Source organism: Aliikangiella litoralis (assembly GCF_052495765.1).
In genome coordinates this window covers 3,587,940-3,612,346 of sequence record NZ_CP199292.1, presented here as the reverse complement: position 1 = coordinate 3,612,346, position 24,407 = coordinate 3,587,940, and the positions used below count along the sequence as shown (strand labels likewise).

The window sequence follows — 24,407 nt, the reverse complement described above, 5'->3', positions numbered from 1 at the left end:
ATTATTGTTCACGTTTTTATTATATTATTGATCATATCCAAGGTTAGGCGATAACCATCTTTCAGCTGTGTCAATATCCCAACCTTTACGGGCTGCATAGCTTTCAACTTGTTGTTTAGATATTTTTCCGACGCCAAAGTATTGTGAGCCTGGGTGAGCAAAATACCAACCAGAAACAGCCGCTGTTGGAAACATTGCAAAGCTTTCGGTAATATTAAGTCCTATCCGTTCATCTGGTTTGAGTAATTGCCATAATGTACCTTTTTCTGTGTGATCTGGGCATGCAGGGTAACCAGGGGCAGGCCGAATCCCTTGATACTTTTCATCTATAATTTCTTCATTAGACAGGTTCTCATTTGCAACATAACCCCAATATTCTTTGCGTACTAACTCATGCATTTTTTCTGCAAAAGCTTCGGCAAGTCGATCAGCTAATGATTTAAGTAAAATGCTGGAGTAGTCGTCGTGTGCATCTTCAAAGCGTTTAACATGCTCTTCAATACCGATACCTGCCGTTACCGCAAAGCCACCGATGAAATCAGAGACTTTACTTTCTTTAGGCGCAATAAAATCAGATAGAGCAAAATTTGCTTTTCCTTTTCTTGTCTGTTTTTGTTGTCTCAAAAAGTGCAGCTTAGTTTTGATATCTGTTCTATTTTCATCGGTATAAATTTCGACGTCATCATACTCGGAGCTATTGGCGGGATAAAAACCAATAACTGCTTTAGCTGTTAACCATTTTTGCTCAATGATTTTTGCTAACATCTCTTGAGCGTCTTGATAAAGTTTTCTAGCTGATTCGCCTACAACTTCATCCTCCAGAATTTTGGGATATTTTCCTGCTAACTCCCAGCTGCGGAAAAATGGAGTCCAATCAATGCGTTCCATAAGTTCTTCGAGCGGGTAATTGTCAAAGACTTTTTCTCCTAAAAATTGTGGTGTAGTAGGCTGGTAGTTATCCCAATTTATTTCAGCTCTAAAGCGACGAGCTTCATCTAAGTCTGTAATTTTCAATTTGGTCTGTTTGTTTTCTCTTTGTACTCTCAAGTTTTCATATTCTTCTTTTACCTGAGAAACAAAATTATCTTTATGTTCATCACTGAGTAATTGGCTGGCTGCTGAAACAACTCTGGACGCATCAATAATGTAAGTAACCGATTGCTTATAATTAGGCTCAATTTTTACCGCAGTATGAATTTTTGAAGTTGTTGCTCCACCAATTAGTAGAGGAATATTTAGATTATTACGCTGCATTTCTTTGGCTACATAGACCATTTCATCCAAGGATGGAGTGATTAAACCTGACAAACCTATAATATCGCAGTTTTCCTTTTTTGCAGTATCAATAATTTTTTCACAACTGACCATGACTCCAAGATCAACAACTTCGTAACCGTTGCATTGCAAGACAACACCCACTATATTTTTACCAATATCATGTACATCTCCTTTAACCGTGGCGAGTAGAATTTTTCCTTTGGTTGTATCGGTTAAGTTTAAATCTATTTTTTCTTGTTCCATAAATGGTTCAAGGTATGCAACCGCTTTTTTCATCACGCGTGCTGATTTTACAACTTGAGGCAAAAACATTTGACCTGAACCAAATAGATCGCCAACAACGTTCATACCATCCATTAAAGGACCTTCAATAACATGCAAAGGTCTGTCAAATTGGTGCCTTGCTTCTTCTACATCTTCTTCGATAAATTCAGTAATACCTTTTATCAAAGAGTGTTCAATTCGTTTATTAACGGGTTGTTCTCGCCAAGCAAGTCGGTTGTCTTCTTTTTCTTTTGAGCCGCCGCTGCGGAATGTTTCTGCAATATCAACTAATTTTTCTGTACCCATTGGGTCGGTATTTAATACTACTGCATCAACAGCTTCTTTTAATTTAGGATCGATTTCTGAATATACTTCAAGCTGTCCGGCGTTGACAATTCCCATATCCATACCTGCTTCAATAGCATGGTAAAGAAAAACGGCATGAATGGCTTCACGAACAGGGTTGTTACCTCTAAATGAAAATGAAACATTCGATACTCCACCTGATACCATCGCGCCAGGAAGATTTTGTTTTATCCAGCGAGTTGCTTCAATAAAGTCAACAGCATAGTTGTTGTGCTCTTCGATACCTGTTGCAATAGCAAATATATTGGGATCAAAAATAATATCTTCGGCAGGAAAATTAACTTTTTGGGTTAAAACATCATAAGCTCTTTTACATATTTCTGTTTTGCGTTCAAAAGTGTCAGCTTGTCCACTTTCGTCAAAAGCCATAACAATTACTGCCGCACCATAACGACGTGCTTTTGTTGCGTGTTCAATAAATTGCTCTTCACCTTCTTTTAAAGAAATAGAATTAACAATCCCTTTGCCTTGAATACATTGTAAACCTGCTTCGATTACTTCCCATTTAGATGAATCAAGCATAATGGGAACACGGGAAATATCTGGTTCTGCTGCAATCAGGTTAAGAAAGCGTTTCATACTTTCTACTGAATCCAACATGCCTTCATCCATGTTGATATCGATTATTTGCGCACCGTTTTCAACTTGATCGCGAGCCACATCAAGGGCTGTTTCAAAATCATTCTCTTTAATTAAACGCAGAAATTTTGCAGAACCAGTAACGTTTGTTCTTTCGCCTACGTTAATAAACAAACTTTGTTGATCAATGGTTAATGCTTCTAGTCCTGATAGGTGACATGCCTGTGGTAATTGATTAAGGCGACGTGGTGTATGTTTTTCAGCTAAAGTATTCAGAGCTCGAATATGTTCTGGCGTTGTTCCACAACATCCGCCAACAATATTTAATAAGCCTAAGTCAGCCCATTCTGATAATTCGTTGACCATGTCTTCTGGAGTTTCATCATACCCGCCAAATTCATTGGGTAACCCTGCATTTGGGTGAGCGGATACATAACAGTCTGCAATTCGAGAAAGTTCTGCAATATAAGGTCTAAGTTCTTGTGCGCCTAGTGCACAGTTTAAACCAAAGCTGATGGGTTTAGCGTGCTGTAGTGAATTATAAAAACCTTCTGTTGTTTGTCCGGTTAATGTTCTTCCTGAAGCGTCTGTTATTGTGCCTGATATCATTACTGGGCGTTTTACATTTTCATTTTCAAAATATTCTTCAACAGCATAAATTGCCGCTTTTGCATTTAAAGTATCAAATATTGTTTCAATTAAAATAATATCAGCGCCACCTTCAACTAAAGCCTTGGTTGATTCATAGTAGGCTGTTTTGAGTTCTTTAAAGTTGATCGCTCTATAGCCTGGATCATTGACATCTGGAGATAAACTACTGGTTTTGTTGGTTGGTCCAAGTACACCTGCAACAAATCGTGGCTTTTCAGGAGTAGATAATTCTTCTGCAACCTGCTTAGCAATACGTGCTGATTCAAAATTGATTTCTTTGCTGATGGCCTGCATATCATAATCAGCCATAGCAACTGTTGTCGCATTAAATGTATTCGTTTCAATAATATCGGAGCCTGCCTCTAAATAGGCTCGGTGGATTGATTTGATAGTTTCTGGCTGAGTAAGGCTTAATAGATCGTTATTGCCTTTTAGATCGCAATGCCAGTCTTTGAATCTTTCTCCTCTATAATCAGCTTCTTGGTAATCGTAAGCTTGGATCATCGTTCCCATAGCGCCATCTAATAATAAAATGCGCTGATTTAATAGTTGTTTTAATAGTTCGCTTTGATCAGTCATTGTTTTGATATCAATTTTATAATTAAGGGAAGTGTATCGGTTTATATGTGCCACATACGATGCATTGGTAAAGGGTTTTCGTTGTTCTCAATGGAATTGCTTTGTTCGGCGGTCATTTCTTTATTGATATAACCACTGAGCCATTCACGTGTAATATGTGGGGCAAATAGCTCTATAAAGCAGTACATATAGCTGCGAAGTAGTAAATTTTTATTAAAAGCTAGCCAGGTAGTGCAGCGAGGTAAAATGGATTGGGCAGAAAAACCGATTAAGTCATTATCGACTTTAGGATTGAATGCCATGCTGGCGATAATGCCAATTCCCATACCATTACGTACATAGGTTTTTATGACATCTGCATCTCTAGCTGTAAACACAATATTCGGTGTTAAATTTTCTGCTTTCATGCCTTTGACCAAGCTCGATTCACCAACGGTAGGCTCTTTGTAAGTCACTATTGGGTACTTAGCCAAATCGGTTAATGTGGGTTTGGTTAAATCACCCAAAGGATGGTCTTGGGGAAATATTACAACTCGATCCCAGTGATAGCAGGGGATCTTTATGATATCAGGCGATAAACTTGAATTATCTGATGCAATAGCAAAATCTATTTGCTTTTTTTCAAGTTGTTCATTCATTTGCTCAGCAGAGCCATGTTGGATATCTATCTGTAAACTAGGGTATCTTGCGTGAAAGCGTTTAAAAACCTCAGGTAAAACATATTTTGCCTGAGTCTGTGTAGTGGCTAAACTAAAGCTGCCTGTTTCAATTTTATTTTTATCTTCAGCTAGTCGTTTAATATTTTCAACTTCTTGAAGAGAGCGACGAGCGTGTTTGACTACATCTTCTCCTAAAGCGGTTAACCCAATCAGCTGTTTACCACTACGTTCAAAAATTTTTAAGTCCAACTCATCTTCTAATAGTTTAAGCTGTTTGCTAATTCCGGGCTGTGAGGTGTATATCTTTTCGGCAGCAGCTGTGATGTTGAAGTTGTTATCAACAATCGCAACCAAATACTTTAATTGATGTAATTTCATAGTTTATACTGCTCAAAAGATTTTGGACGTCCAGACGTACAGATGGCGCAAATGTAACATTGTTGTGATTTAATAGCAACACTTATTAATAATAGATATTAATTGGCTATTTTACTAGCCGAGGCCCTTTAGTTGAGCGGTATTACCAACAGTTATGTTCAAAGAGCAATTCTCTATTTCTGATTTTTGCAAGAAAGTGGTTTTATGGCTATCCGAATTATTTTAAGAGAATACGAGCGTGGATTACTTACCTATCACAGTACAAATGCAAGGGCGTCATTGCTTGATTGTTGGTGGTGGTGAAGTTGCCGCTAGAAAATTAAAGCACCTGCTCAAAGCAAAGAGTGTTATTTCATTAGTCAGTCTTGAGTTTTCCGAAGAAATACTAGCGTTAGCAGAACAACATCAGTTGGAACTTATTCATGGTGCGTTTACTCCCGATTTAATTAAAAATAGCTATCTGGTTGTAGCTGCTACTGATGATCGTATGGTAAATCGACAAGTGAGCATAGCCGCTCAAAAGTTGAATGTTTGGGTCAATGTCGTTGATGATTTAGAATTAAGCACATTTATAATGCCTGCTGTTATTGATCGTTCACCTTTATTAATTGCGGTTTCTAGTTCAGGTATTTCCCCCGTATTAGCACGTAAAATCAGAGAGAAGATAGAGTGGCTGCTTCCTTTGTCTCTAGGTAGCCTACTTGATAAGTTAAAGTCATTGAGACCAAAGATAAAAAAGAGCTTTACTGATTTTAAAGACAAAAGAGGTTTTTCTGAATGGTTCATTGAAACAGCTTTAAAAGACGAGAACCAGTTAAACCAGTCATCTAAAAAGTTATTTGAAAGTTATGAAAAGCAGTCGTCAAAAGCCGGAAAAGTCTATTTAATTGGCGCAGGCCCAGGAGCGGTTGACTTGTTAACGGTAAAAGGACTCAAAGTTATTCAGAAAGCGGATGTTGTGCTTTACGATGCATTAGTAAGTCAAGAGATCTTAGATAATATTAGAAAAGATGCTACTTTAGTTTACGTTGGAAAACGTTCTAGCCGACATTTTGTTAAACAAGAAAAAACTAATCAATTGTTGGTCGATTATGCTCAAAAAGGGCTTTCAGTTGTCCGTTTAAAAGGTGGAGATCCCATGGTTTTTGGCCGTGGAGGCGAAGAACTGCAATATTTAACCAAGTATGGAATTAATTATGAAGTGGTTCCTGGTATAACGGCTGCTTCTGGCTGTGCAAGTTATGCTGGTATACCGCTGACCCATAGAGATTATGCTCAATCTATTCGCTTAGTGACTGCTCATGAGCAAGATGATGAAAATAAAGTGAATTGGAGGAGCTTGGCGCAAGACAATCAGACATTAGTTTTTTATATGGGTCTGATGCAAAGTGAAAAAATTAGTCATTTATTGGTAAAAAATGGTCTAGCTTTTAATACTCCCGTTGCTGTTATTGAAAAAGGTACAACGTCTGAACAACGGGTTGTGATTGGACATTTAAATGAGTTGTCTGAAATTATTAAAGACAACAGCGTGGCTGCACCAGCGCTGATTATTGTCGGTAATGTTGTACAATTGGCTTCTGAGCTAAATTGGTATCATTCAGGTGAGCTGATTGATACTCGAACTCATTATGACCAAGTCGCCAATCAAGAATTTTAAATTTTAATTATAATAATGTAGGTAAAATATCATGAAATACGATTCGATACTTGAAACTATTGGTAATACGCCAATTATAAAAATAAACCGATTGGCTCCTAAGCATGTCAATATGTATGTGAAAGCTGAGTTTTTTAATCCATTAGCATCAGTGAAAGATCGTCTTGCTTATGCCATTATTAATGACGCTGAACAAAAAGGTACACTAAAGCCAGGTCAAACGGTTGTTGAAGCAACTTCTGGTAATACTGGTATAGCATTAGCAATGGTATGTGCAGCAAAGGGATATCCTTTTGTGGCGGTAATGACTGAAACTTTTTCTGTTGAACGAAGAAAGGTCATGAGAGCGTTAGGCGCTAAAGTTGTATTAACTCCGGCAGCAGAAAGAGGAACCGGTATGGTGAGAGTTGCAGCAGAATTAGCTGAGAAAAATGGCTGGTTTTTAGCTCGTCAATTTGAAAATGCCGCAAATCCAGAATATCACAGAAACACAACCGCTCCAGAAATTTTACGTGACTTTGCGGGAGAGCGTTTAGATTATTTTGTTAGTGGCTATGGTACTGGTGGCACTATTACTGGGGTTGGTGAAGTATTAAAAGCTGCTCGTCCAGATATTCAGATTATTGGAACGGAGCCTGAGGGAGCGGCTTTATTAAGTGGTAAAGAATGGGCTCCACATAAGATTCAAGGTTGGACTCCTGACTTTGTCGCTGATGTATTGAATCGTGACGTCATTGATCAAGTATTGCCTGTTAATGATGATTTGGCGAAAGAAACATCACTAGCATTAGCGAAGAATGAAGGTATATTCTGTGGTATTTCAGCGGGAGCTACTTTTGCAACTGCACTGAAAGTGGCAGAAAATGCCAATGAGGGAGCGACAATTTTGGCGATGTTACCCGACACTGGTGAGCGTTATTTAAGCACATTCTTGTTTGATGGCATTGCCGAAGGTTCAGATGACGATATCCTTCAAACAATAAAGTAGTCTATCTGGTTATTAATAACTGCCCGCTCTTTACCGACTGATAGTATTGGTTGGGAAAGAGCAGGGTGGTTAGCTTGTACCTAGTTTTTTCTCACGCATCATCCGTTCGGCATAATCTTCTTTGTTTTTGCATAAGTCATTATCATCTGGTAGCGGTTGACCTGTATAAGCATGCAAAAACGCTTCACAAAGAAGCTCACTATTCGTTGCGTGCCTTAGATTTGATACTTGTCGGCGAGTACGCTCATCAGTCAAAATTTTTAGCACTGAATACGGAATAGAAACGGTAATTTTCTTCACATTGTCTTTTTTCTCACCGTGTTCGACATAAGGGTTAATAAACTCCCCATCCCATTCTTTTGCCATACAAACCTCGTAAATTTAGTGATTACATGCATTTTACACTATTTTAGCCATCTAAACATCTTGACAAATTAAAAATAACAAATATACTGCTGGGTGTATAGACGTCCAAATGGCTTTACGTAAAAACGTATAATCTGCTATTTGAGTAATAAATTGAACTTTCAAAGGGGATTTACATGAGCGAAACAACGAATAAAACATCATTGGAAACTATTGCTGTACGTGCAGGTATTGAAACTGACACTCAGCATGGTGCCATTACACCGCCTCTGTATTTATCTTCTAACTATAGTTTTGCGGGATTTAATCAGCCTAGAGAGTTTGATTATACTCGCTCAGGTAACCCAACTCGGCAAATTTTAGGTCAGGCAATGGCCGATTTGGAAAATGGCTTTGGCGGGGTAATTACTTCGACCGGGATGTCTGCAATATTTTTAGTTTTACAGTTACTAAAAGCTGGTGAAAAAGTTTTAGCGCCACATGATTGTTATGGTGGAAGCTTTCGTTTATTTCGTTCATTTCGTGAACGTGGTTTAATCGATGTTGATTTTGTCGATCAAACTGATGAAAACGCATTATTAGCCGCTTTAGAGAATAACCCTAAACTGGTTTGGATTGAAACACCAAGTAATCCATTACTCCGCTTGGTTGATATTGAAAAAGTGAGTCGTTTGGCAAAAGAGAAAGGTGCTATTGTTGTTGTTGATAACACTTTTCTATCTCCAATATTACAGCAACCTTTAGAGCTTGGCGCTGACATTGTTGTTCATTCAACGACTAAATATATTAATGGTCATAGTGATGTTGTTGGTGGCGCTGTTGTTGCAAAAGATGAAGCACTTTATGAAGATTTAAAATGGTGGGCAAATTGTACCGGAATTACTGGCGCACCTTTTGATAGTTTTTTAATTTTGCGTGGCTTACGCACACTAGATGTTCGAATTAAGCGTCACAATAAAAATGCCCAGCAGGTTGCTGAATACCTTGAACAGCACCCACAAGTTGAAAAAGTTTATTATCCAGGCTTAAAAAATCATGAAGGTCATGAAATTGCTGCTCGTCAACAATCAGGTTTTGGCGCTATGATTTCTTTTGAGTTAAAAGGAGACGTAGAAGATACAGAGCGTTTTCTTAAAGGGCTAGATATTTTCTCATTAGCAGAATCTTTAGGAGGAGTCGAAAGTTTAATTTGTCATCCTTCTACCATGACCCATGCAGCCGTTGCTTTAGAAGATCAAAAGACTGCTGGAATCTCACAGAGCTTACTACGATTGTCTATTGGTATTGAAAATATCGAGGATCTGGTAGCTGATTTGGAAAATGGTTTTGCCCAGTGTCGATTGGGTGAAGTAAGAGATGTTTCAAATGGCTAATTTAATCACCAATGAACAACCTGAACGATTAACTTCAGGATGTTCAGTTATTGATGTACATAAATTTGGTGGATCAAGTCTAGCCTCGAAACAGAGGCTTTTAGGTGTTGTTAATATTATTGAACAATATACTAGCATTGAAGATATTATTGTTGTTTCTGCTAACGGAGACATGACCGATTGGTTGGTTGAGTTTTTAAATGGTAATGATACTGCCTTAGGTAATATTAGCGAGTTTTATTGTAATTTGGTAACACAACTGATTAACAATCCAACGGATTTAGTTAATGGGTTTACAGTTGCTTTATCTGAGCTAAAAGTTAAAAACTTAATTCAGGATGAAGTTCTTGCTTTTGGTGAGTTCTGGTCTGCAAAACTATTGGTTGAGCTACTTGAACAGTCCGGTGTTCCTGCACTCTTTATTGATTCTAGAGATGTATTGAAGGCTCATTCAATAGATAGTCACCAGTGCTTCGATGCTGATTATTACCGACGTGGTTTTAGAAAAAGTACTTATGGTAATTTTGGTAAGCGAGTTGTGCTAACTGGGTATGTTGCTAGTGATGAAAACGAGCAAACAATTACCTTAGGGCGGAATGGTAGTGATTATTCTGCGAGCTTAATCGCTTATTTTTCTAATGCTAAAACGGTCACTTTATGGACTGATGTCTGTGGTATTTATACTGCAGATCCCCGGTTGATAGAACACGCTTATCCCATTGAAATGCTCAGTTATCAAGAAGCCAAGTCACTAGCGTCTATTGGTACTAATGTATTACATCAAAAAACGATTAATCCTTTAATTGAGAAGAAAATAGGGTTGAGAGTTAAATCTTCGATTGAGCCGGAGCAAAACGGAACTTGTATTGGTGACTTTTATGCTGGTGAAGCGGTGAAATCAGTCGCGATTAAGCAACAACAAGTTTCACTTTATATCGGTCTTGAAAATACTCTTGAGCATAATAAAGAGTCTATTTTGAAATACTTATTTGAACAACATATCAGTTATGTTGATGTGAACTGTAGTTCAAATGATATTTTTATTTTAATTCCAAAAGATGAATTAGAAAAAGCGAAGAAAACACTAATTCAACAAAGTGTAAAATTTAAAACGAATACTGAAGTTTGTTCGGTAATATCTATTGTTGGTGAGCAATTAATTAGCAACAAAGCTTTATTAGGACAACTCAACCAATATTTAAAGAACGAAGAAACAGGTGCAGAATTGATTACTAGTCAATTCAATCAAACCGCTAGTGTAATTGTTCGAAATAATAATGTTCATCAGTTATTAAATAGTATTTATGCTATTTGCTTTGAAATTGCTAATGAGCAGTCTTCAAATATCAATAACGAAATTAACTTTAACCATTTGGCTATAGGGGCGAACTAACATGGCATTTAATCATGCTCAACAGGTCGAGGTGTTAAACCAGAATCTTTTTGATATGGCTGGCAAAGTCAATGTATCTTTCGAATTTTTTCCTCCTAACTCAGCTGATATGGAAACGACTCTTTGGAATTCAATTAAACGCTTAGAAGTTTTAGAACCAAAGTTTGTTTCGGTTACCTATGGTGCTGCAAGTTCAACGAGAGAGAGAACGCATCGAATTATTTCAAAAATACAAACTGAAACTAACCTGGTTCCAGTCCCACATTTAACTTGCATTGGTGTGAGTGAAGATGAGCTGGTAACTATTGCTGAAAAGTATTGGCAATCAGGAATAAGACATATTGTTGCCCTACGTGGAGATTTGCCCGAATCAGATAAAGCTTCTGAGAAACCTGATATTTATGCTGTCGATTTAGTCAAACTATTGAAGTCTGTTGCTGATTTTGAAATTAGTGTAGCTGCTTATCCAGAAGTTCATCCAGAGGCGCCAAATGCTCAGTTTGATCTAATTAATCTTAAACGAAAAGTTGACGCTGGAGCCACGCGAGCGATTAGTCAGTTTTTCTTTGATACAGAAACTTACTTGAGATACAGAGATAGATGCTTAGCTTCTGGTATAGATGTTGAGATAGTGCCAGGAATATTGCCTGTCACTAATTTCAAACAGTTACTCAAGTTTTCTTCAATGACAAATGTAAGTGTACCTCGTTGGATGCATCGTTTGTATCAAGGACTTGATGATGATCCTATGACGAGAAATTTAATTGCTGCTAATGTGGCAATTGAACAAGTTAAAGTACTGGCTAAAGAAGGGGTAAGAGACTTTCATTTTTACACACTTAATCGTTCTGATTTGACCTATGCGATTTGCCATTCTTTGGGGGTTCGAGACCAACATAAAGTGGAAGAGCTTATCGAAACTGAAAAAAAACGCGAAGAAAACTTAGCCTTGAGTTAGCAAAGTAAAGCCAAAATACTATCAATGCTTGATTGCGCTTAAATCTCGACTTCACTATAATCGGTAACGTCTTTTTATTGTTTTATGGGTTGGGATTCAATGCCAGGAAAAATTTTAGTCACAGGCGGTGCGGGGTATATCGGTAGTCATACAACTTTATTATTGTTAGAGGCCGGGTATCAAGTTGTTGTTGTTGATAACCTTTCAAACTCTTCCTTAGAGTCATTACGTCGTGTTGAAAACCTTACCGGAAAAGAGGTTGTTTTTTATAAAGCGGATATTCGAGAAAAAGATAAATTAATATCTATTTTTGAAGAGCACCAAATAGATGGTGTGGTTCACTTTGCTGGATTAAAGGCAGTGGGTGAGTCGACTCAGATCCCTCTTGAGTATTATGAGCAGAATGTATACGGAACAGTTAGTCTGCTCAAAGTAATGCAGCAATTTAATTGTTTACGTATTGTTTTTAGTTCCTCTGCTACAGTCTATGGAGATCCTGCTACTGTACCAATTACAGAAGATTTTCCTGTTTCTGCGACTAACCCTTATGGACGTTCCAAGCTATATATTGAAGAAATTATGCGTGATTTAGCTATATCTAATGATGCCTGGAATATTATATTGTTACGTTATTTTAACCCAATAGGAGCCCATGATAGTGGCCAAATTGGAGAAGATCCGCAAGGTATACCCAACAATTTAATGCCCTATATTAGTCAAGTGGCTGTGGGCAAGAGAGATAAATTATCAGTTTTTGGTGGTGACTATCCAACAATTGATGGAACCGGTGTACGAGATTATATTCATGTTGTTGATCTATCTGATGCACATGTCAAAGCGATTCAGAAGATTGAGTCGTTGAATGGTGTTTCTACTTTTAATTTAGGTACCGGTAAAGGTTATTCGGTATTACAGATGGTTGATGCTTTTAAGGAAGGTGCAGGTAAAGCTGTTCCCTATGAAATTGTAGAAAGAAGGCCTGGTGATATTGCTGAATGCTGGGCTGATGCTAGTCTTGCTGAAAAAATATTGGGGTGGAAGGCTTCAAGAGGATTACAAGAGATGGTTAATGACACTTGGCGTTGGCAAAGCAGTAATCCGAACGGGTATAAAAATTGAGCTATCTGATTATTCGTTAATCTAGATAATGACTTAACCTGGTCTAAGTTTAAAAAAATCTTGCGCAAAATTATCTTTCTGATAACATACGCGCCTCGTTTTAGTTGCTTGTTCAATTAAGTCATTAAAGTGACGTGCTTCAACAAATAGGAAGTGGTTCGCTTATAAATTATTCAAGCATGGTAAATATGTTATTATAGTCGCGTAGCTCAGTTGGTTAGAGCACCACCTTGACATGGTGGGGGTCGGTGGTTCGAGTCCACTCGCGACTACCATAATTAGAAAGAGTGAATCATTTTTAGTAAAGGGTTTAAATTTTAGAAATGCCTTTATTTTTTATGTAACTAAACTCTAAATAATTAATGAAATGGGTTAATAATCATCGGATGAAAGTTAAATACTCAGAATTTTTAGTTTTAAAACGCATTCCGGTATTTTTAGGATTAGCCTTCTGTTGTTTTATTTTTCCGTCTAGTCTTTTGGCTTTCACTAAGCCGTCTTCCCTTGATAATACTGCTCATTCACAAAAATTTGTTGAAGCTTACTATCGTCAAGTAATTACCTCTCTCAATAATCAAATGAGGGAAAATCAAGCAGAACTAAGCCAATCGCCTGAGAAGTTAGCAAAATTTATTGATGTTGAGTTATTGCCTCGTTGGAGCGCATCTAAGACGCTGAAAGGTTTATTGGGTAGAACTGTTTGGAATGAGTTGACAGAAGCAAACTTTAAAGATTTAGTTAAAGGGTTTAATAATACCTTACAACGATATGTCCAAGAAAGTTTTAGCCTATATGATGGACAGAAAATTGAGTTTGTAAGGGTTGAATTAAATGAAAGGGCTTCAAAGGGATTGTTAACACTTAAGGTGATTCCTCATGTTATGCCTAGCTTCAACGTTAGTTTTAGAATTTACAAAGAGAATAGTCATTGGTTCCTTTATGATGCATTAGTTCAAGGGGCAAGCTATATTGGATTAAAAAAAGACAGCTATCGAAAGTTGCATGATAAACAAGGAATTAATGGTGTTATTAGTTTGATAGAAGAAAAAAACAAAGGCTATTGGCCTTCATCATTATCAAAATAACACCATTTTTAAAACACTTAAGGCATCCATTTAAATTATGATAAGTAGCTGTACTAGTTCAGATATTCACTCTTTTACATCAGATTCTAGTTGGTATCTTGCTGCCAGCAAACCTAGGCAAGAAATGAGAGCTGTAGAAAACCTTCTAAATCAGAGTATTAAGGCTTTTACTCCCACTATTCAAGTTGAAAAAATAAGGGCAGGAAAAAGAAAGATAGAAGAAGAAGCATTATTTACTGGTTATGTATTTATTAGCCTAACTCCTGAAGATGGTTTATGGCATAAAGTCAGATCAACACGAGGGGTTCGTGACTGGGTCCGTTTTTCTGGGATGCCCGCCAAAATACCTCCCCAACTAGTAGACCGCTTTATTGCACAACAAACAGACAGTGAAGAAGCTGTGATAAAACGATGTTTTAATGCAGGAGATGCTGTTTGCATATTGTCGGGTCCATTTAAGGGATTAAAAGGTATTTATGAGTCAAGTAGCGGTGAAGAAAGAGCACTGATATTGATAGAGTTTTTAGGCAAAATTAATCGTTTAAAGTTAACGAATGACCAAATCGCCGCCGACTAATTTCGTTTTGATTATACGTACTCTGACGGATTTAACTTATTAACAGAATTTGGCTGTTTTTAACATAACCGTGGGGTATAATTCGGCCGCGAAAGTGGGTTATAAAAATATTTTAATAACTACTTGTAAAATAAAGAAAATTTACTAAAGTAAAACACTAACAAACAAATACTTGTCACTTTTAAAGTTTAGTGTCAATAAATTGGTGTTTTATCAAGTTCAAGTGCTATTGCTTGAGCAAATTATTGTTAAATTGGCGCATTGAGAGCAATAACTCAAGGGCGGTAGCGTGTCTAAATAAGTTTGCTTCTATTAATCTATGATAATAAATCGTATAAAAACTTATCAGGTAAGTCTTACTTCGGGTAAATCTATGTATTCAAAATTCAGTCTACTATTGCTTGGACTAATGACATTTTTCTCTTCATACACTGCTTCAATTGACACATCTGAAATGAAAGCACGTTGCAAGAATATTACTCCGCAACAGCGCCAAATGGCTAAAATGGCAGGCTATGATGTCGATGAGCTTTGTTCCTCGTTAGATAGTTTGGGAACTGGTAACGATAAATCCAAAAAGAATATTCAGAATGTTTTGCCAAGAGATAGTTCTGTAGAAGTGAATCGAAGAGGCGTTATTGGTAAAAGGGAAGAATTAGATGAAAAAATGCTTTATGACCGCCGTATATCAGCGGATGATTTAACCATTGAAAATGGCTTACCAAGATATGGTTATGATCTTTTTGCTGGTATCCCTACTACCTTTGCTCCTGCTACAGATATTCCTATTCCGGTTGATTATATTATGGGGCCAGGTGATCAGTTAAAGATTCAGTTACTTGGCAAAGAAAGTGAAAATTTTGAATTAATAGTCGGTCGAGATGGAATGGTTAACTTTCCTGCACTAGGACCTATTTCATTAGCGGGCATAAATTTCAATGAAGCTAAGCAGCGAATAAAAGATATTGTCAAAGAACAAATGATAGGAATTAGAGCTGTCGTTTCTTTAGGTGAACTACGCTCGATTCGAGTCTTTGTTTTAGGCGAAGCATTTAAACCTGGCTCATATACAGTCAGTTCGCTTTCAACTATGACAAATGCGCTATTTGTCAGTGGTGGGATAAAAGAAGTTGGTTCATTGAGAAATATTCAGCTGAAACGTCAGGGAAAAATTATAACAAAACTGGATTTATATGACCTGCTACAAAAAGGTGATACCAGTGGTGATGCGCGTTTGCAACCAGGGGATGTGATTTATATTCCTCCTGTAGGAAAAACTGCTGGAATAAAAGGTGAAGTTAAGCGTCCAGCTATTTATGAACTTAAAAAAGAAAGAACGCTCAAAGAGCTTGTTAAATTAGCCGGAGGTTATTCTGCGAGTGCCTTTCCCAATGTTTCACACATTACACGCAAAAGTTCAAGTGGTTTTACAACTGTCATTGATGTGGATTTAAGTAAATCTAAATCAAAAAATACACAACTAAAAAATGGTGATTTAGTCGAAATTAGTACCGTTTTAGGCGAAATGGAAGATGTTGTTTATTTGGAAGGTACTTTTCAGAGAACAAGACCCATTAAATGGCGACCAAAACTAAAGTTGGAAGATATAATTTACTCTGTGAAGCAGTTTAAGCAGAATACGGACTTGAATATTGGGCTTATTATTCGTAAATCGATGCCATTAAGACAGATATCGATACTGCATTTTTACCCTCAAAAAGTTATTGAGAAAACGGCCGAACCAATTGTATTACAACCTTTAGATAGAATATTAACCTTTCAATCTTTTGTATCAGAGCCTAAGCAGTCTCTCGAACAACAGCTGAGTGAGCTACAAAAATATAAACAGAGTATAGAAAAAATAGAAAACTATGAAACTCAAGAGAATGTAGTTCCTTTAGATTCTGCAGAGCAAAATAAAAAGCGTCGAGAGCTAGAAGAACTAGTCGAAAAAGATAATATAAGAGTCAAGACGCTGGAGTTCGTTGTAAAGAAATTGAGAGAACAAACATCAGACGGACAACTCATAAAAATTGTTGATGTCAGTGGAAATGTTCGGTTCCCAGGTGTTTATCCATTAAGCCAAGGTATGAATGTTAGAGATTTAGTTTTACTCGCAGGCGGTCTAAAAGAAGCTTCTTACTTAGGTAATGTTGAGATAACTCGCCGAGATTTATCCGATTTAGAAACAGCAACAATTAATCATATTAATGTTAATTTAGCTGAACAGTTAATGGGAGTTGAACAGTTTTCTTTACAGGCTAAAGACCAACTAGCAGTATATACAACACCTGAGTATCGAGAAAAGCTCAGTATTACTATTGAAGGTGAAGTAAGATTTCCTGGTGAATATGAATTTAGAAGAGGGGAAACCTTAACTCAAGTTATTGCTCGTGCAGGTGGTTTTACTTCTATGGCACACATACAGGCCGCAGTATTTACTCGGCGTGATCTTAAGCAACAAGAAGCTAAGCGCTTAGAAGAATTAAGAGCTCAAATGCGAGCAGATATCGCTGCTAGTGATTTAGAAGATGTAGCAGCTGGGCAGAGGGCTAATGGTTCTAGCAATGCAGAACAACTGTTGAATGCGCTTTCAGAAACAGAGGCTGTTGGTAGACTCGTTATAGCATTAGAAAAAATAGTGACCTCTAAGCATAGCGATATTCAGCTAAAAGATGGTGATATGTTGGTTATTCCAACTTATAGACAAGAAGTTTCTGTTTTAGGCGAAGTGCAACATTCCACTTCCCATTTATTTAATGAGTATTGGACGTTAGATGATTATTTAGAAAAAAGTGGTGGTCTGACTAGTCGGGCAGATGACGAAAGAGTTTATGTCGTAAAGGCTGACGGCTCTGTTTTTCTTCCAAATCAAAGCGGTTGGTTAAGTCATAGAAATAGAATGCTAAGTCCTGGTGACACAATAGTTGTTCCACTTGATACCGATCGAATTAAGTCAATGACTTTATGGACTAATGTGACACAAATCGTTTCTCAACTGACACTGGGTATTGCTGCGCTTAATAGTTTGTAAGAGTTTTTTTGCTTTTAAATGATACGAGTAAAAACAAGGTGAGGATAAAATTTGTTTTTTATTGTTTACTCGCTTTAAGTGTTGGTTTTACTAGCTGTAGACTTAACGCTGAACCATGGATCGACATTCGGGATGTTTGGTTGAGAGCTGATATAGAAGCTTTATCAGATGTTGGTATTATTAAAGTCCCAGTAAACACTTACCCGTTAATGTGGTCTGGTATAATACGCGACATTGACAGTTTGAGTATTGAAGAAGTCCCTGCTAACTACCAAGCAGCTTTTTTACGTATTAAAAGAGCTGGAAAAGATGCGATGTATTTAAACAATCGTCGAGAGATAAGAGTTAGTGTTTCGAATAATGAACAAGTATTACGCTCTTTCGGTGATGACTCAAGAGGTAAAGTCGAGTTATCTGCGCGTCGTATAGGTATGAGTAAATATTTTGCCTGGAATATTGAAGTGACCCGACAAAATAATGCTTTTGATGGTGACAGTGTACGCTACGATGGCTCTTACATTGCTGGTACCTATAAAAACTGGAATGTGAGTGTTGGTGCAATTGAAAAGTGGTGGGGGGCTGGTTGGAACTCTAGCAATCTACTCTCTAATAATGCCAGGCCTCCTTTAGCTGTCACCGTGCAACGAAATTATTCATATCCAATTGATAAACCTATTTTAAATTGGCTAGGTCCGTGGACTTTTAATAGCTTTGTAGCCCATTTAGATGATGAAAGAACTATAAAGCATGCTAAGTTAATTGGTGCTTCATTAAGTTTTAAACCTCATCAATCACTAGAAGTGGCGTTAAGAGCTGCCGCTTTGTGGGGCGGAAAGCAAGTTGTAGGGTACGATGAAGAAGGAAAGCAAACGATTCATCAAAGCCGGCCAGAATCGTTTGACAGTTTTATTGATAATATTATCGGAAATAAAGTTTGTGAGGTGGAAAGTAATACTTTATGTTCCAATGAATATTATAGTGATAGTGGTGATCGTATAGCTGGATTAGAGTTTAGGTGGAGTTTACCTGTTAATTATCCTCTTAGTGTGTATGCTAGCGCATATGGTGAGAATGAAACAGATTTTCTTCCTTCAAAAAATATGTTGCAATGGGGAATAACCTCAAGTTTTGATTTTTTTAATACAAACTGGAAATGGTTTATTGAAAAGAGTGATACAGCGCTTGATAAAAAAGAATTTAATCGAGCTTATGAGAGTTCTATTTACCAAAATGGATATCGCTATAATAGACGTGCAATAGGCTCAACTTTTGATAATGATTCTGAGGTAAGTAGTTTGGGTATTATGAGTCAACTTAATAGGCAGCATAGTATTAGGTTTGATATATCTAATATTGAACTAAACAAGAACACAAGTGATACAGCAGCAGAAAAGCATAGTATTACGAAATTAACAAAAGAATTTAAACTGCTAAAGTTAAACTGGCGTTATCAAACAAGAAACTATGGTAAATTTGTTGTTTCAGTGGAATATACTAATGCTATTTATGATCAATTTGAAAGAATAAATGACAAAGCTCGTTTATCAGTTGATTGGTTTTATAATTTATAACTTGAAGAATAAATGTCCGAAAATAATAAAGAAAACATAGAAGAAAAACTAAAAGTTTTAGAAGCTCGTAACTCACAACTTGAAGCAAATATATCTCTTCTTGCTACACGTGGCTTGTTACTAGAAACTAATTCTTCTGGTGATGAAATTGATTTACGCGAACTGTGGGCTGCTATTTGGCAAGGTAAGTGGTTAATTGTAGGCATTACCTTTCTTTTTGCTATTGCTTCTGTTTTTTATGCGCTATCTTTACCTAATGAATATAAATCAACAGCAATTTTAGCACCGGCAACACAATCAGGAGGGGCTGGAGGTTTGTCTAAACTAGCGGGACAGTTTGGTGGTTTAGCTTCGCTTGCTGGAATTAATTTAGGTAGCGGCGGAGCTGAGGATAAATCGGTTATTGCTATGGAGATTATCAAAACTTGGGGGTTTTTGGAAAAGTTTATTGAGGATAATGATATTCAAGTAGAAGTTTTTGCTGCAAAAGGGTGGAACAGAAGTACTAATGAGTTGATAATTGATTCTGATATTTATGATGTTGAGAATAATAAGTGGGTAAGGGATTTTGAGCCAAGTAAAGGACAAAAAGCTGAACCTAGTAGTTGGGAATTGTTTAAAAAATTTAAAGAGCGGATTAGCATTAATCATGATAAAAAAACAAGCTTAATTACTTTATCCGTTGAGTATTATTCACCTTTTATTGCAAAAGAGCTTGCAGATAAGCTGGTAATGGCAATCAATGCAAATATACAGGATCAGGATAGAGAAGAGGCTTTAAAAAGTATTCAATACCTTAATAACAAAATAAAAGAAACTAGTATTGCTGATATGCAGTCTGTTTTCTATCAATTAATCGAAGAGCAAACAAAAACACTTATGTTGGCTGAAGTTAGTGAAGAGTATGTCTTTAAGACGTTAAGTCCTGCAAAGATTGCTGAGGAAAAATCAAAGCCTAAAAGGGCACTAATTGTAATATTAGGGATTTTTATTGGAGGTTTTTTTTCTATCATTATAGTGTTTGTTAGATATTTTAAAAAGAGTAGTAATGTTGCTCATTAAATGATGTTAATTGAAAGAATAGGATTATGATGAAAAAATTTGCGATGATTGGAGCTGCGGGATATATAGCTCCTAGACATATGAAAGCGATTAAAGAAACGGGTAATATTTTAGTTGCTGCTTTAGATAAAAATGATTCTGTAGGTATTATTGATAGTCACTTCCCCAACGCCGATTTTTTTGTGGAGTATGAGCGTTTTGATAGGCATATCGATTTATTAAAACGAAAAGGAACACAAATAGATTATGTAAGCATTGCAACTCCAAATTATTTACACGACTCTCATATTCGCTTTGCATTACGACACGGTGCTCATGCTATATGTGAAAAGCCATTGGTATTAAATCCACATAATATAGATGCATTAAAAATTGTCCAAGATGAAACAGGTAAGCAAGTTTATAACATATTACAGCTTCGTCTCCATCCTAGTATAATTTCTTTAAAAGAATTGGTTGCTAATGAAGTTGCTAAGAATCCTAATAAAATATTTGAAGTAGATTTAACTTATTTAACAAGTCGAGGTCATTGGTATTTCACATCGTGGAAGGGAAATGATAATAAATCGGGTGGAATTGCAACAAATATAGGGGTTCACTTTTATGATATGCTTGGGTGGGTGTTTGGCAAGCTCAAAAAAAATGAAACTCATTTAAGTCAGGCGGATACGAGTGCAGGATACTTAGAGTTTGAACATGCTAAAGTACGTTGGTTTTTATCTGTTAATTATGAATACATTCCTAACAATGTTAAATCTTTGGGACAAAGAACTTTTCGTTCAATTACTGTAGATGGTCGAGAAATTGAGTTTTCTGGTGGATTTACTGATCTTCATACAGAGAGTTATAAACATATTTTAGCAGGTAAAGGCTTTGGGTTAGAAGAAGCTCGTAATAGTATCGAAATAGTAAGTGAAATTCGAAACCAAGAAATAGTAAAAAACGAATCTGACATTCACCCATTTGTAAATAAGGTCATATAATGAAGGCCGCAATTGCAGTATTTGCTTATGATTTTCCACATAGAAAAACCAATGATTTTTTATCTGCTTTATATCTTAATCAATATAAAAATGTAATTGTTTTAGCTGCTCCAAAAAAAACTCTTTCTACTCAAAATGAGAAAAACTTGATTAATCCTATATCATTAGGCTCCAAGGTATTTGATACTAAAGATTTATGCCAAAAGTATGGGTTTGAATATTTACGGGTGGAACACGATAATGTATCCGTAATACAAGAGACCGTGTTATCCAATAAAGTTGAAACAGCTATTATTTCAGGTGCAAGGATAATTAAAAAAGACATTATTAAGTTGTTTGTAAATGGAATAATAAATTTTCATCCTGGAAAAACCCCTGAAACAAGTGGTCTAGATTCATTTTATTGGATGTTAAATTCACGAACTGTTCCTGGAATAACTGTCCATTTTATTGACCATAAAGTCGATGCAGGAAAAATGATCAAATTTGATGAAATACTCGTATCAAACGACGATACACCTGCAACTATACAACTGAAAATTTATCAGCAACAAATAAGGTCTCTTTATCAATTGCTTTTAATTGAATTACCGGCAAGTGATAATTGTTCTAATATTGAACGACCTTTTAAAAATGAACCTATGATAAACATTGAAAAGAGTTATTCCTTACTAAATTTTGATAAATGGAAACAGAATATAATTTCATTACAGTCAAAAGCTAAGCTTTTTGAAGCATGTGAACTCGGCTTATGTGAGTTGATTCCGGAAATAGATTGTGGACATCATTTTATCAATTCCTCAAACGAAAAAGGTTGGTCTCCTTTGGTTATAGCTGCTTTTTATAATCAACTAACTGTAGTAAAGTATCTTATCTCAAATGGTGCTAATGTTAATCATGTTGCTAAAAAAGGTACCTCTGTTTTGATGTATGCTAAATCTAGTCAGCTTAACAAGGAAGTAAAAGATTATTCTGTTCTTGATTATTTAATTTCTGCCGGTGCAAACATAATGCACAAAGATGTTTTTTCTAAAACAGTCATTGATTATGTTGTCGAAGCCAAAGATTTCGAGCTAGTCTCGTATTTCAAATCAAAATTGGAAAAATAATGAATTTTATAGATTTAGAGGCACAATATAAATATTTAAAGTCACGTATTGATAAAAGAATACAAAGTGTACTAACACATGGATGCTATATTATGGGACCAGAGGTTCAAGAATTAGAGGAAGAGCTAGCTGCTTATGTTGGGGTTAAACATGCAATAACTTGTGCTAATGGAACAGATGCTCTAACGCTAGCACTAATGGCATTAGGCATTAAGGAGGGGGACGCAGTTTTTTGTCCAACATTTACCTTTTTTGCAACCGCTGAAGTCATCGCATTTGCTAACGCAACACCTGTTTTTGTTGATTCAAATGAGGAGACTTTTAATATTTGTGTTGTTGATTTAGAACTGCGAATTAAAAAGACTCTAGAAGAAGGTATATTAATTCCTAAGGCTATTATTGCTGTAGATTTATTTGGTTTACCTGCGAACTATCCTGAACTAGAGGAGGTAGCTAAAAAATATGGTTTGAAGCTTGTTGAGGATGCTGCACAAGGGTTCGGGGGGGAGATAGAAGGTAAGAAAGCAGGAGCTTTTGGTGATATAGCGACTACTAGTTTTTTCCCCGCCAAACCGTTGGGATGTTATGGTGATGGTGGGGCCTTATTCACAGATAATGATGAATATGCTGAGTTATTAAAATCATATCGTGTTCATGGAAAAGGAAGAGATAAGTATGATAATGTCAGAGTTGGTATGAATAGCCGTTTAGACACTATTCAAGCTGCTATATTGCTAGAAAAGTTAAAAGAGTTCCCTCAAGAGTTCGTTAAAAGAAATGAAATTGCAAATATATATACTTCATCGTTAGAAAATAAATTTAATGTACCATTGGTACCTGAAAGATTTTTATCTTCGTGGGCACAATATACATTAGTTACTGAAAGGCGTGACGAGTGGATGCAAAAACTCAGGATAGAGTCTGTACCTACCATGATTTACTATAGTACATGTATGCATCAACAATCTGCGTTTAAATCTTTGGCTAGTTATGACCTGTCATTTCCGATTGCTGAAAAATTATCCGAACAAGTTTTCAGTTTACCTATGCATCCATATTTAACATCAGAAGCTCAACAAAAAGTGCTCAACTTGTTTTCTTAACAAGGTTATATCTAGTTGTTTATTCAAAACATTCTTAAGTTAGTTACTGGAACTGTAATTGCCCAAGTATTGCCGTTTTTTGTATTACCATTTTTGACTAGAAGCATGGGGGGAGAAAAGTTTGGTGTTTATTCCTTATTTTTTACCACCATGATAATGCTTGGTACCCTATCTGCATTAAGATTTGATCATGCTATTAATGCGGCCAAAACTGCAATACATGCCAAGCTAATATTTTTTCTATGTATTGCAATAAACTTATTCGCGTTAATAATAATATTTGTTTTTATATTGGCTGCTATTCTTTTCGACTATTTATCTAATATTTGGTTTCTCTTACCGTTTACCATTTTCATAATGTCGATTAACCAATCTTATTATTTGTATGCAAATTACCTTGGAGAGTTTAGCGCTATGTCTCGCTCTCGTATTGTCAATGCGGTGGGATGCGCACTAACACAATTTTTTTTGGTAGTAGTTATTGATTTTCATGTTGGTGCTTTTGGGGGGCTGTTACTTGGTTTTGTTGTATCTACATATTATTTGTATATAAAGTTACCACTAACAATTAATCATGTAACTATTAAGCAGCTTACTTATATTTTTAAGCGTTATATCAGTTATCCAAAATTAGTTTTTCCGGGATCATTTATAAATTTTTTATCAGGTAATATGCCTATCTATGTTATTGGTTTTTTGTTTGGCGCTGCACAAGCTGGTTACTACAGTCTAGCTGAACGTGTCGCTGGAGTTCCAACATCTATGATAGGGCGTTCTATCGGCGAAGTTTATAGGAAAAGAGCCAATGAAGAATTAAGGGCTAAAGGGAATTTTCACTCTATTTTTGTTAAAGTTGCCAGTATGTCTTTTGTTATTTCTTTAGTTGGCTTCTGTATTCCCTTCATTTTTGCAAAGCCTTTGATTGAATTTGTTTTTGGTCAAGGGTGGGATGATGCTGCTTTTTATATGCAAATACTTATCCCGATTTTTATATTGCAGTTTTCAACAGCTTCAATAGCCTATTCTCTCATGTTAGTTAATTGGCAAAAACAAGAGTTCTATTGGCAAATATTTAGATTTTTATTGATGTCTAGTACTTTATTTTGTTCTTTTGTATTTTTTGAAACGATAGAATCATTTGTTATAGCATCTTCGATTTCACTAAGTATTTCATATTCGGTGTACTTTTTTCTATGTTATAAGAGTGCGAAGGGAGCTAGTTACTTAGCTAAAACTTAATCGAAAACTTATTTTTTAAAGAGAAAAACATTT

The 24,407-nt window shown here is 36.2% G+C and carries 18 protein-coding genes and 1 tRNA gene; 16 read left to right on the top strand and 3 right to left on the bottom strand.

Annotated elements, in window-relative coordinates:
* Window positions 1-24: 24 nt before the first annotated feature.
* Window positions 25-3,717, bottom strand: a complete 3,693-nt coding sequence (metH, locus tag ACT5E3_RS14950; protein WP_444994344.1) for a methionine synthase — start codon at window positions 3,715-3,717, stop codon at window positions 25-27.
* A 41-nt stretch (window positions 3,718-3,758) separates the two neighbouring features.
* Window positions 3,759-4,754, bottom strand: coding sequence for a LysR substrate-binding domain-containing protein (locus tag ACT5E3_RS14945; protein WP_444994343.1), 996 nt, complete (start codon window positions 4,752-4,754; stop codon window positions 3,759-3,761).
* A gap of 238 nt (window positions 4,755-4,992) precedes the next feature.
* On the opposite strand from ACT5E3_RS14945, the gene cysG reads away from it, so the two are divergent.
* Both cysG and cysK read left to right on the top strand, forming a co-directional pair.
* On the top strand, window positions 4,993-6,414 hold the full coding sequence (gene cysG / locus ACT5E3_RS14940) for a siroheme synthase CysG (RefSeq protein WP_444994342.1): 1,422 nt from the start codon (window positions 4,993-4,995) through the stop codon (window positions 6,412-6,414).
* A 31-nt stretch (window positions 6,415-6,445) separates the two neighbouring features.
* Window positions 6,446-7,402: a cysteine synthase A gene (gene cysK, locus ACT5E3_RS14935; RefSeq protein ID WP_444994341.1), complete on the top strand. Its 957-nt coding sequence runs from the start codon at window positions 6,446-6,448 to the stop codon at window positions 7,400-7,402.
* Between the two features lie 69 nt (window positions 7,403-7,471).
* Here cysK and metJ read toward each other — a convergent pair whose 3' ends face one another.
* Window positions 7,472-7,768 carry a met regulon transcriptional regulator MetJ gene (gene metJ / locus ACT5E3_RS14930; protein WP_444994340.1) on the bottom strand — a complete coding sequence of 99 codons (297 nt, stop codon included), beginning with the start codon at window positions 7,766-7,768 and terminating at the stop codon, window positions 7,472-7,474.
* A 176-nt stretch (window positions 7,769-7,944) separates the two neighbouring features.
* Between metJ and metB the strand changes: the two genes are divergently transcribed.
* The 14 genes from metB (at window position 7,945) to ACT5E3_RS14860 (ending at window position 24,374) form a co-directional block, all read left to right on the top strand.
* Window positions 7,945-9,141, top strand: a complete 1,197-nt coding sequence (gene metB, locus ACT5E3_RS14925; RefSeq protein ID WP_444994339.1) for a cystathionine gamma-synthase — start codon at window positions 7,945-7,947, stop codon at window positions 9,139-9,141.
* Window positions 9,134-10,534 carry an aspartate kinase gene (locus tag ACT5E3_RS14920; RefSeq protein ID WP_444994338.1) on the top strand — a complete coding sequence of 467 codons (1,401 nt, stop codon included), beginning with the start codon at window positions 9,134-9,136 and terminating at the stop codon, window positions 10,532-10,534. Before metB ends, ACT5E3_RS14920 begins: the two co-directional genes overlap by 8 nt.
* Window position 10,535: 1 nt before the next feature.
* Entirely contained in the window at window positions 10,536-11,492 is a 957-nt protein-coding gene (metF, locus tag ACT5E3_RS14915) for a methylenetetrahydrofolate reductase (protein WP_444994337.1), read from the top strand.
* A 99-nt stretch (window positions 11,493-11,591) separates the two neighbouring features.
* Entirely contained in the window at window positions 11,592-12,611 is a 1,020-nt protein-coding gene (gene galE, locus ACT5E3_RS14910) for a UDP-glucose 4-epimerase GalE (RefSeq protein WP_444994336.1), read from the top strand.
* A 198-nt stretch (window positions 12,612-12,809) separates the two neighbouring features.
* Window positions 12,810-12,886 (top strand) — tRNA-Val (locus ACT5E3_RS14905).
* A gap of 111 nt (window positions 12,887-12,997) precedes the next feature.
* The gene (locus ACT5E3_RS14900) at window positions 12,998-13,696 is read left to right on the top strand and encodes an MlaC/ttg2D family ABC transporter substrate-binding protein (protein WP_444994335.1); all 699 of its coding nucleotides are present in this window, start codon (window positions 12,998-13,000) and stop codon (window positions 13,694-13,696) included.
* 37 nt (window positions 13,697-13,733) lie between these two features.
* Complete coding sequence (rfaH, locus tag ACT5E3_RS14895; protein WP_444994334.1) at window positions 13,734-14,273, top strand: transcription/translation regulatory transformer protein RfaH; 540 nt, start codon at window positions 13,734-13,736, stop codon at window positions 14,271-14,273.
* Window positions 14,274-14,646: 373 nt separating this feature from the next.
* Window positions 14,647-17,307 (top strand): SLBB domain-containing protein, encoded by a 2,661-nt coding sequence (locus tag ACT5E3_RS14890; protein ID WP_444994333.1) that lies wholly within the window; start codon window positions 14,647-14,649, stop codon window positions 17,305-17,307.
* A gap of 8 nt (window positions 17,308-17,315) precedes the next feature.
* Window positions 17,316-18,878: a capsule assembly Wzi family protein gene (locus tag ACT5E3_RS14885; RefSeq protein WP_444994332.1), complete on the top strand. Its 1,563-nt coding sequence runs from the start codon at window positions 17,316-17,318 to the stop codon at window positions 18,876-18,878.
* Between the two features lie 12 nt (window positions 18,879-18,890).
* Window positions 18,891-19,940 carry a Wzz/FepE/Etk N-terminal domain-containing protein gene (locus ACT5E3_RS14880; protein ID WP_444994331.1) on the top strand — a complete coding sequence of 350 codons (1,050 nt, stop codon included), beginning with the start codon at window positions 18,891-18,893 and terminating at the stop codon, window positions 19,938-19,940.
* A 26-nt stretch (window positions 19,941-19,966) separates the two neighbouring features.
* Window positions 19,967-20,923 carry a Gfo/Idh/MocA family protein gene (locus tag ACT5E3_RS14875; RefSeq protein ID WP_444994330.1) on the top strand — a complete coding sequence of 319 codons (957 nt, stop codon included), beginning with the start codon at window positions 19,967-19,969 and terminating at the stop codon, window positions 20,921-20,923.
* Window positions 20,923-22,032 carry a formyltransferase family protein gene (locus ACT5E3_RS14870; protein ID WP_444994329.1) on the top strand — a complete coding sequence of 370 codons (1,110 nt, stop codon included), beginning with the start codon at window positions 20,923-20,925 and terminating at the stop codon, window positions 22,030-22,032. The genes ACT5E3_RS14875 and ACT5E3_RS14870 overlap by 1 nt, the downstream gene beginning before the upstream one ends.
* On the top strand, window positions 22,032-23,135 hold the full coding sequence (locus tag ACT5E3_RS14865) for a DegT/DnrJ/EryC1/StrS family aminotransferase (protein WP_444994328.1): 1,104 nt from the start codon (window positions 22,032-22,034) through the stop codon (window positions 23,133-23,135). Before ACT5E3_RS14870 ends, ACT5E3_RS14865 begins: the two co-directional genes overlap by 1 nt.
* Before the next feature lie 15 nt (window positions 23,136-23,150).
* Window positions 23,151-24,374, top strand: coding sequence for a lipopolysaccharide biosynthesis protein (locus ACT5E3_RS14860; RefSeq protein WP_444994327.1), 1,224 nt, complete (start codon window positions 23,151-23,153; stop codon window positions 24,372-24,374).
* The last annotated feature ends 33 nt before the right edge of the window (window positions 24,375-24,407 follow it).

Excerpts from the sequence above, each read along its gene's own strand:
- metH (WP_444994344.1), bottom strand. The coding sequence starts at position 3,717 with ATGACTGATCAAAGCGAACTATTAAAACAACTATTAAATCAGCGCATT.
- ACT5E3_RS14945 (WP_444994343.1), bottom strand. The coding sequence starts at position 4,754 with ATGAAATTACATCAATTAAAGTATTTGGTTGCGATTGTTGATAACAAC.
- cysK (WP_444994341.1), top strand. The coding sequence starts at position 6,446 with ATGAAATACGATTCGATACTTGAAACTATTGGTAATACGCCAATTATA.
- metJ (WP_444994340.1), bottom strand. The coding sequence starts at position 7,768 with ATGGCAAAAGAATGGGATGGGGAGTTTATTAACCCTTATGTCGAACAC.
- metB (WP_444994339.1), top strand. The coding sequence starts at position 7,945 with ATGAGCGAAACAACGAATAAAACATCATTGGAAACTATTGCTGTACGT.
- ACT5E3_RS14920 (WP_444994338.1), top strand. The coding sequence starts at position 9,134 with ATGGCTAATTTAATCACCAATGAACAACCTGAACGATTAACTTCAGGA.
- metF (WP_444994337.1), top strand. The coding sequence starts at position 10,536 with ATGGCATTTAATCATGCTCAACAGGTCGAGGTGTTAAACCAGAATCTT.
- galE (WP_444994336.1), top strand. The coding sequence starts at position 11,592 with ATGCCAGGAAAAATTTTAGTCACAGGCGGTGCGGGGTATATCGGTAGT.
- ACT5E3_RS14900 (WP_444994335.1), top strand. The coding sequence starts at position 12,998 with ATGAAAGTTAAATACTCAGAATTTTTAGTTTTAAAACGCATTCCGGTA.
- rfaH (WP_444994334.1), top strand. The coding sequence starts at position 13,734 with ATGATAAGTAGCTGTACTAGTTCAGATATTCACTCTTTTACATCAGAT.
- ACT5E3_RS14890 (WP_444994333.1), top strand. The coding sequence starts at position 14,647 with ATGTATTCAAAATTCAGTCTACTATTGCTTGGACTAATGACATTTTTC.
- ACT5E3_RS14880 (WP_444994331.1), top strand. The coding sequence starts at position 18,891 with ATGTCCGAAAATAATAAAGAAAACATAGAAGAAAAACTAAAAGTTTTA.
- ACT5E3_RS14875 (WP_444994330.1), top strand. The coding sequence starts at position 19,967 with ATGATGAAAAAATTTGCGATGATTGGAGCTGCGGGATATATAGCTCCT.
- ACT5E3_RS14870 (WP_444994329.1), top strand. The coding sequence starts at position 20,923 with ATGAAGGCCGCAATTGCAGTATTTGCTTATGATTTTCCACATAGAAAA.
- ACT5E3_RS14865 (WP_444994328.1), top strand. The coding sequence starts at position 22,032 with ATGAATTTTATAGATTTAGAGGCACAATATAAATATTTAAAGTCACGT.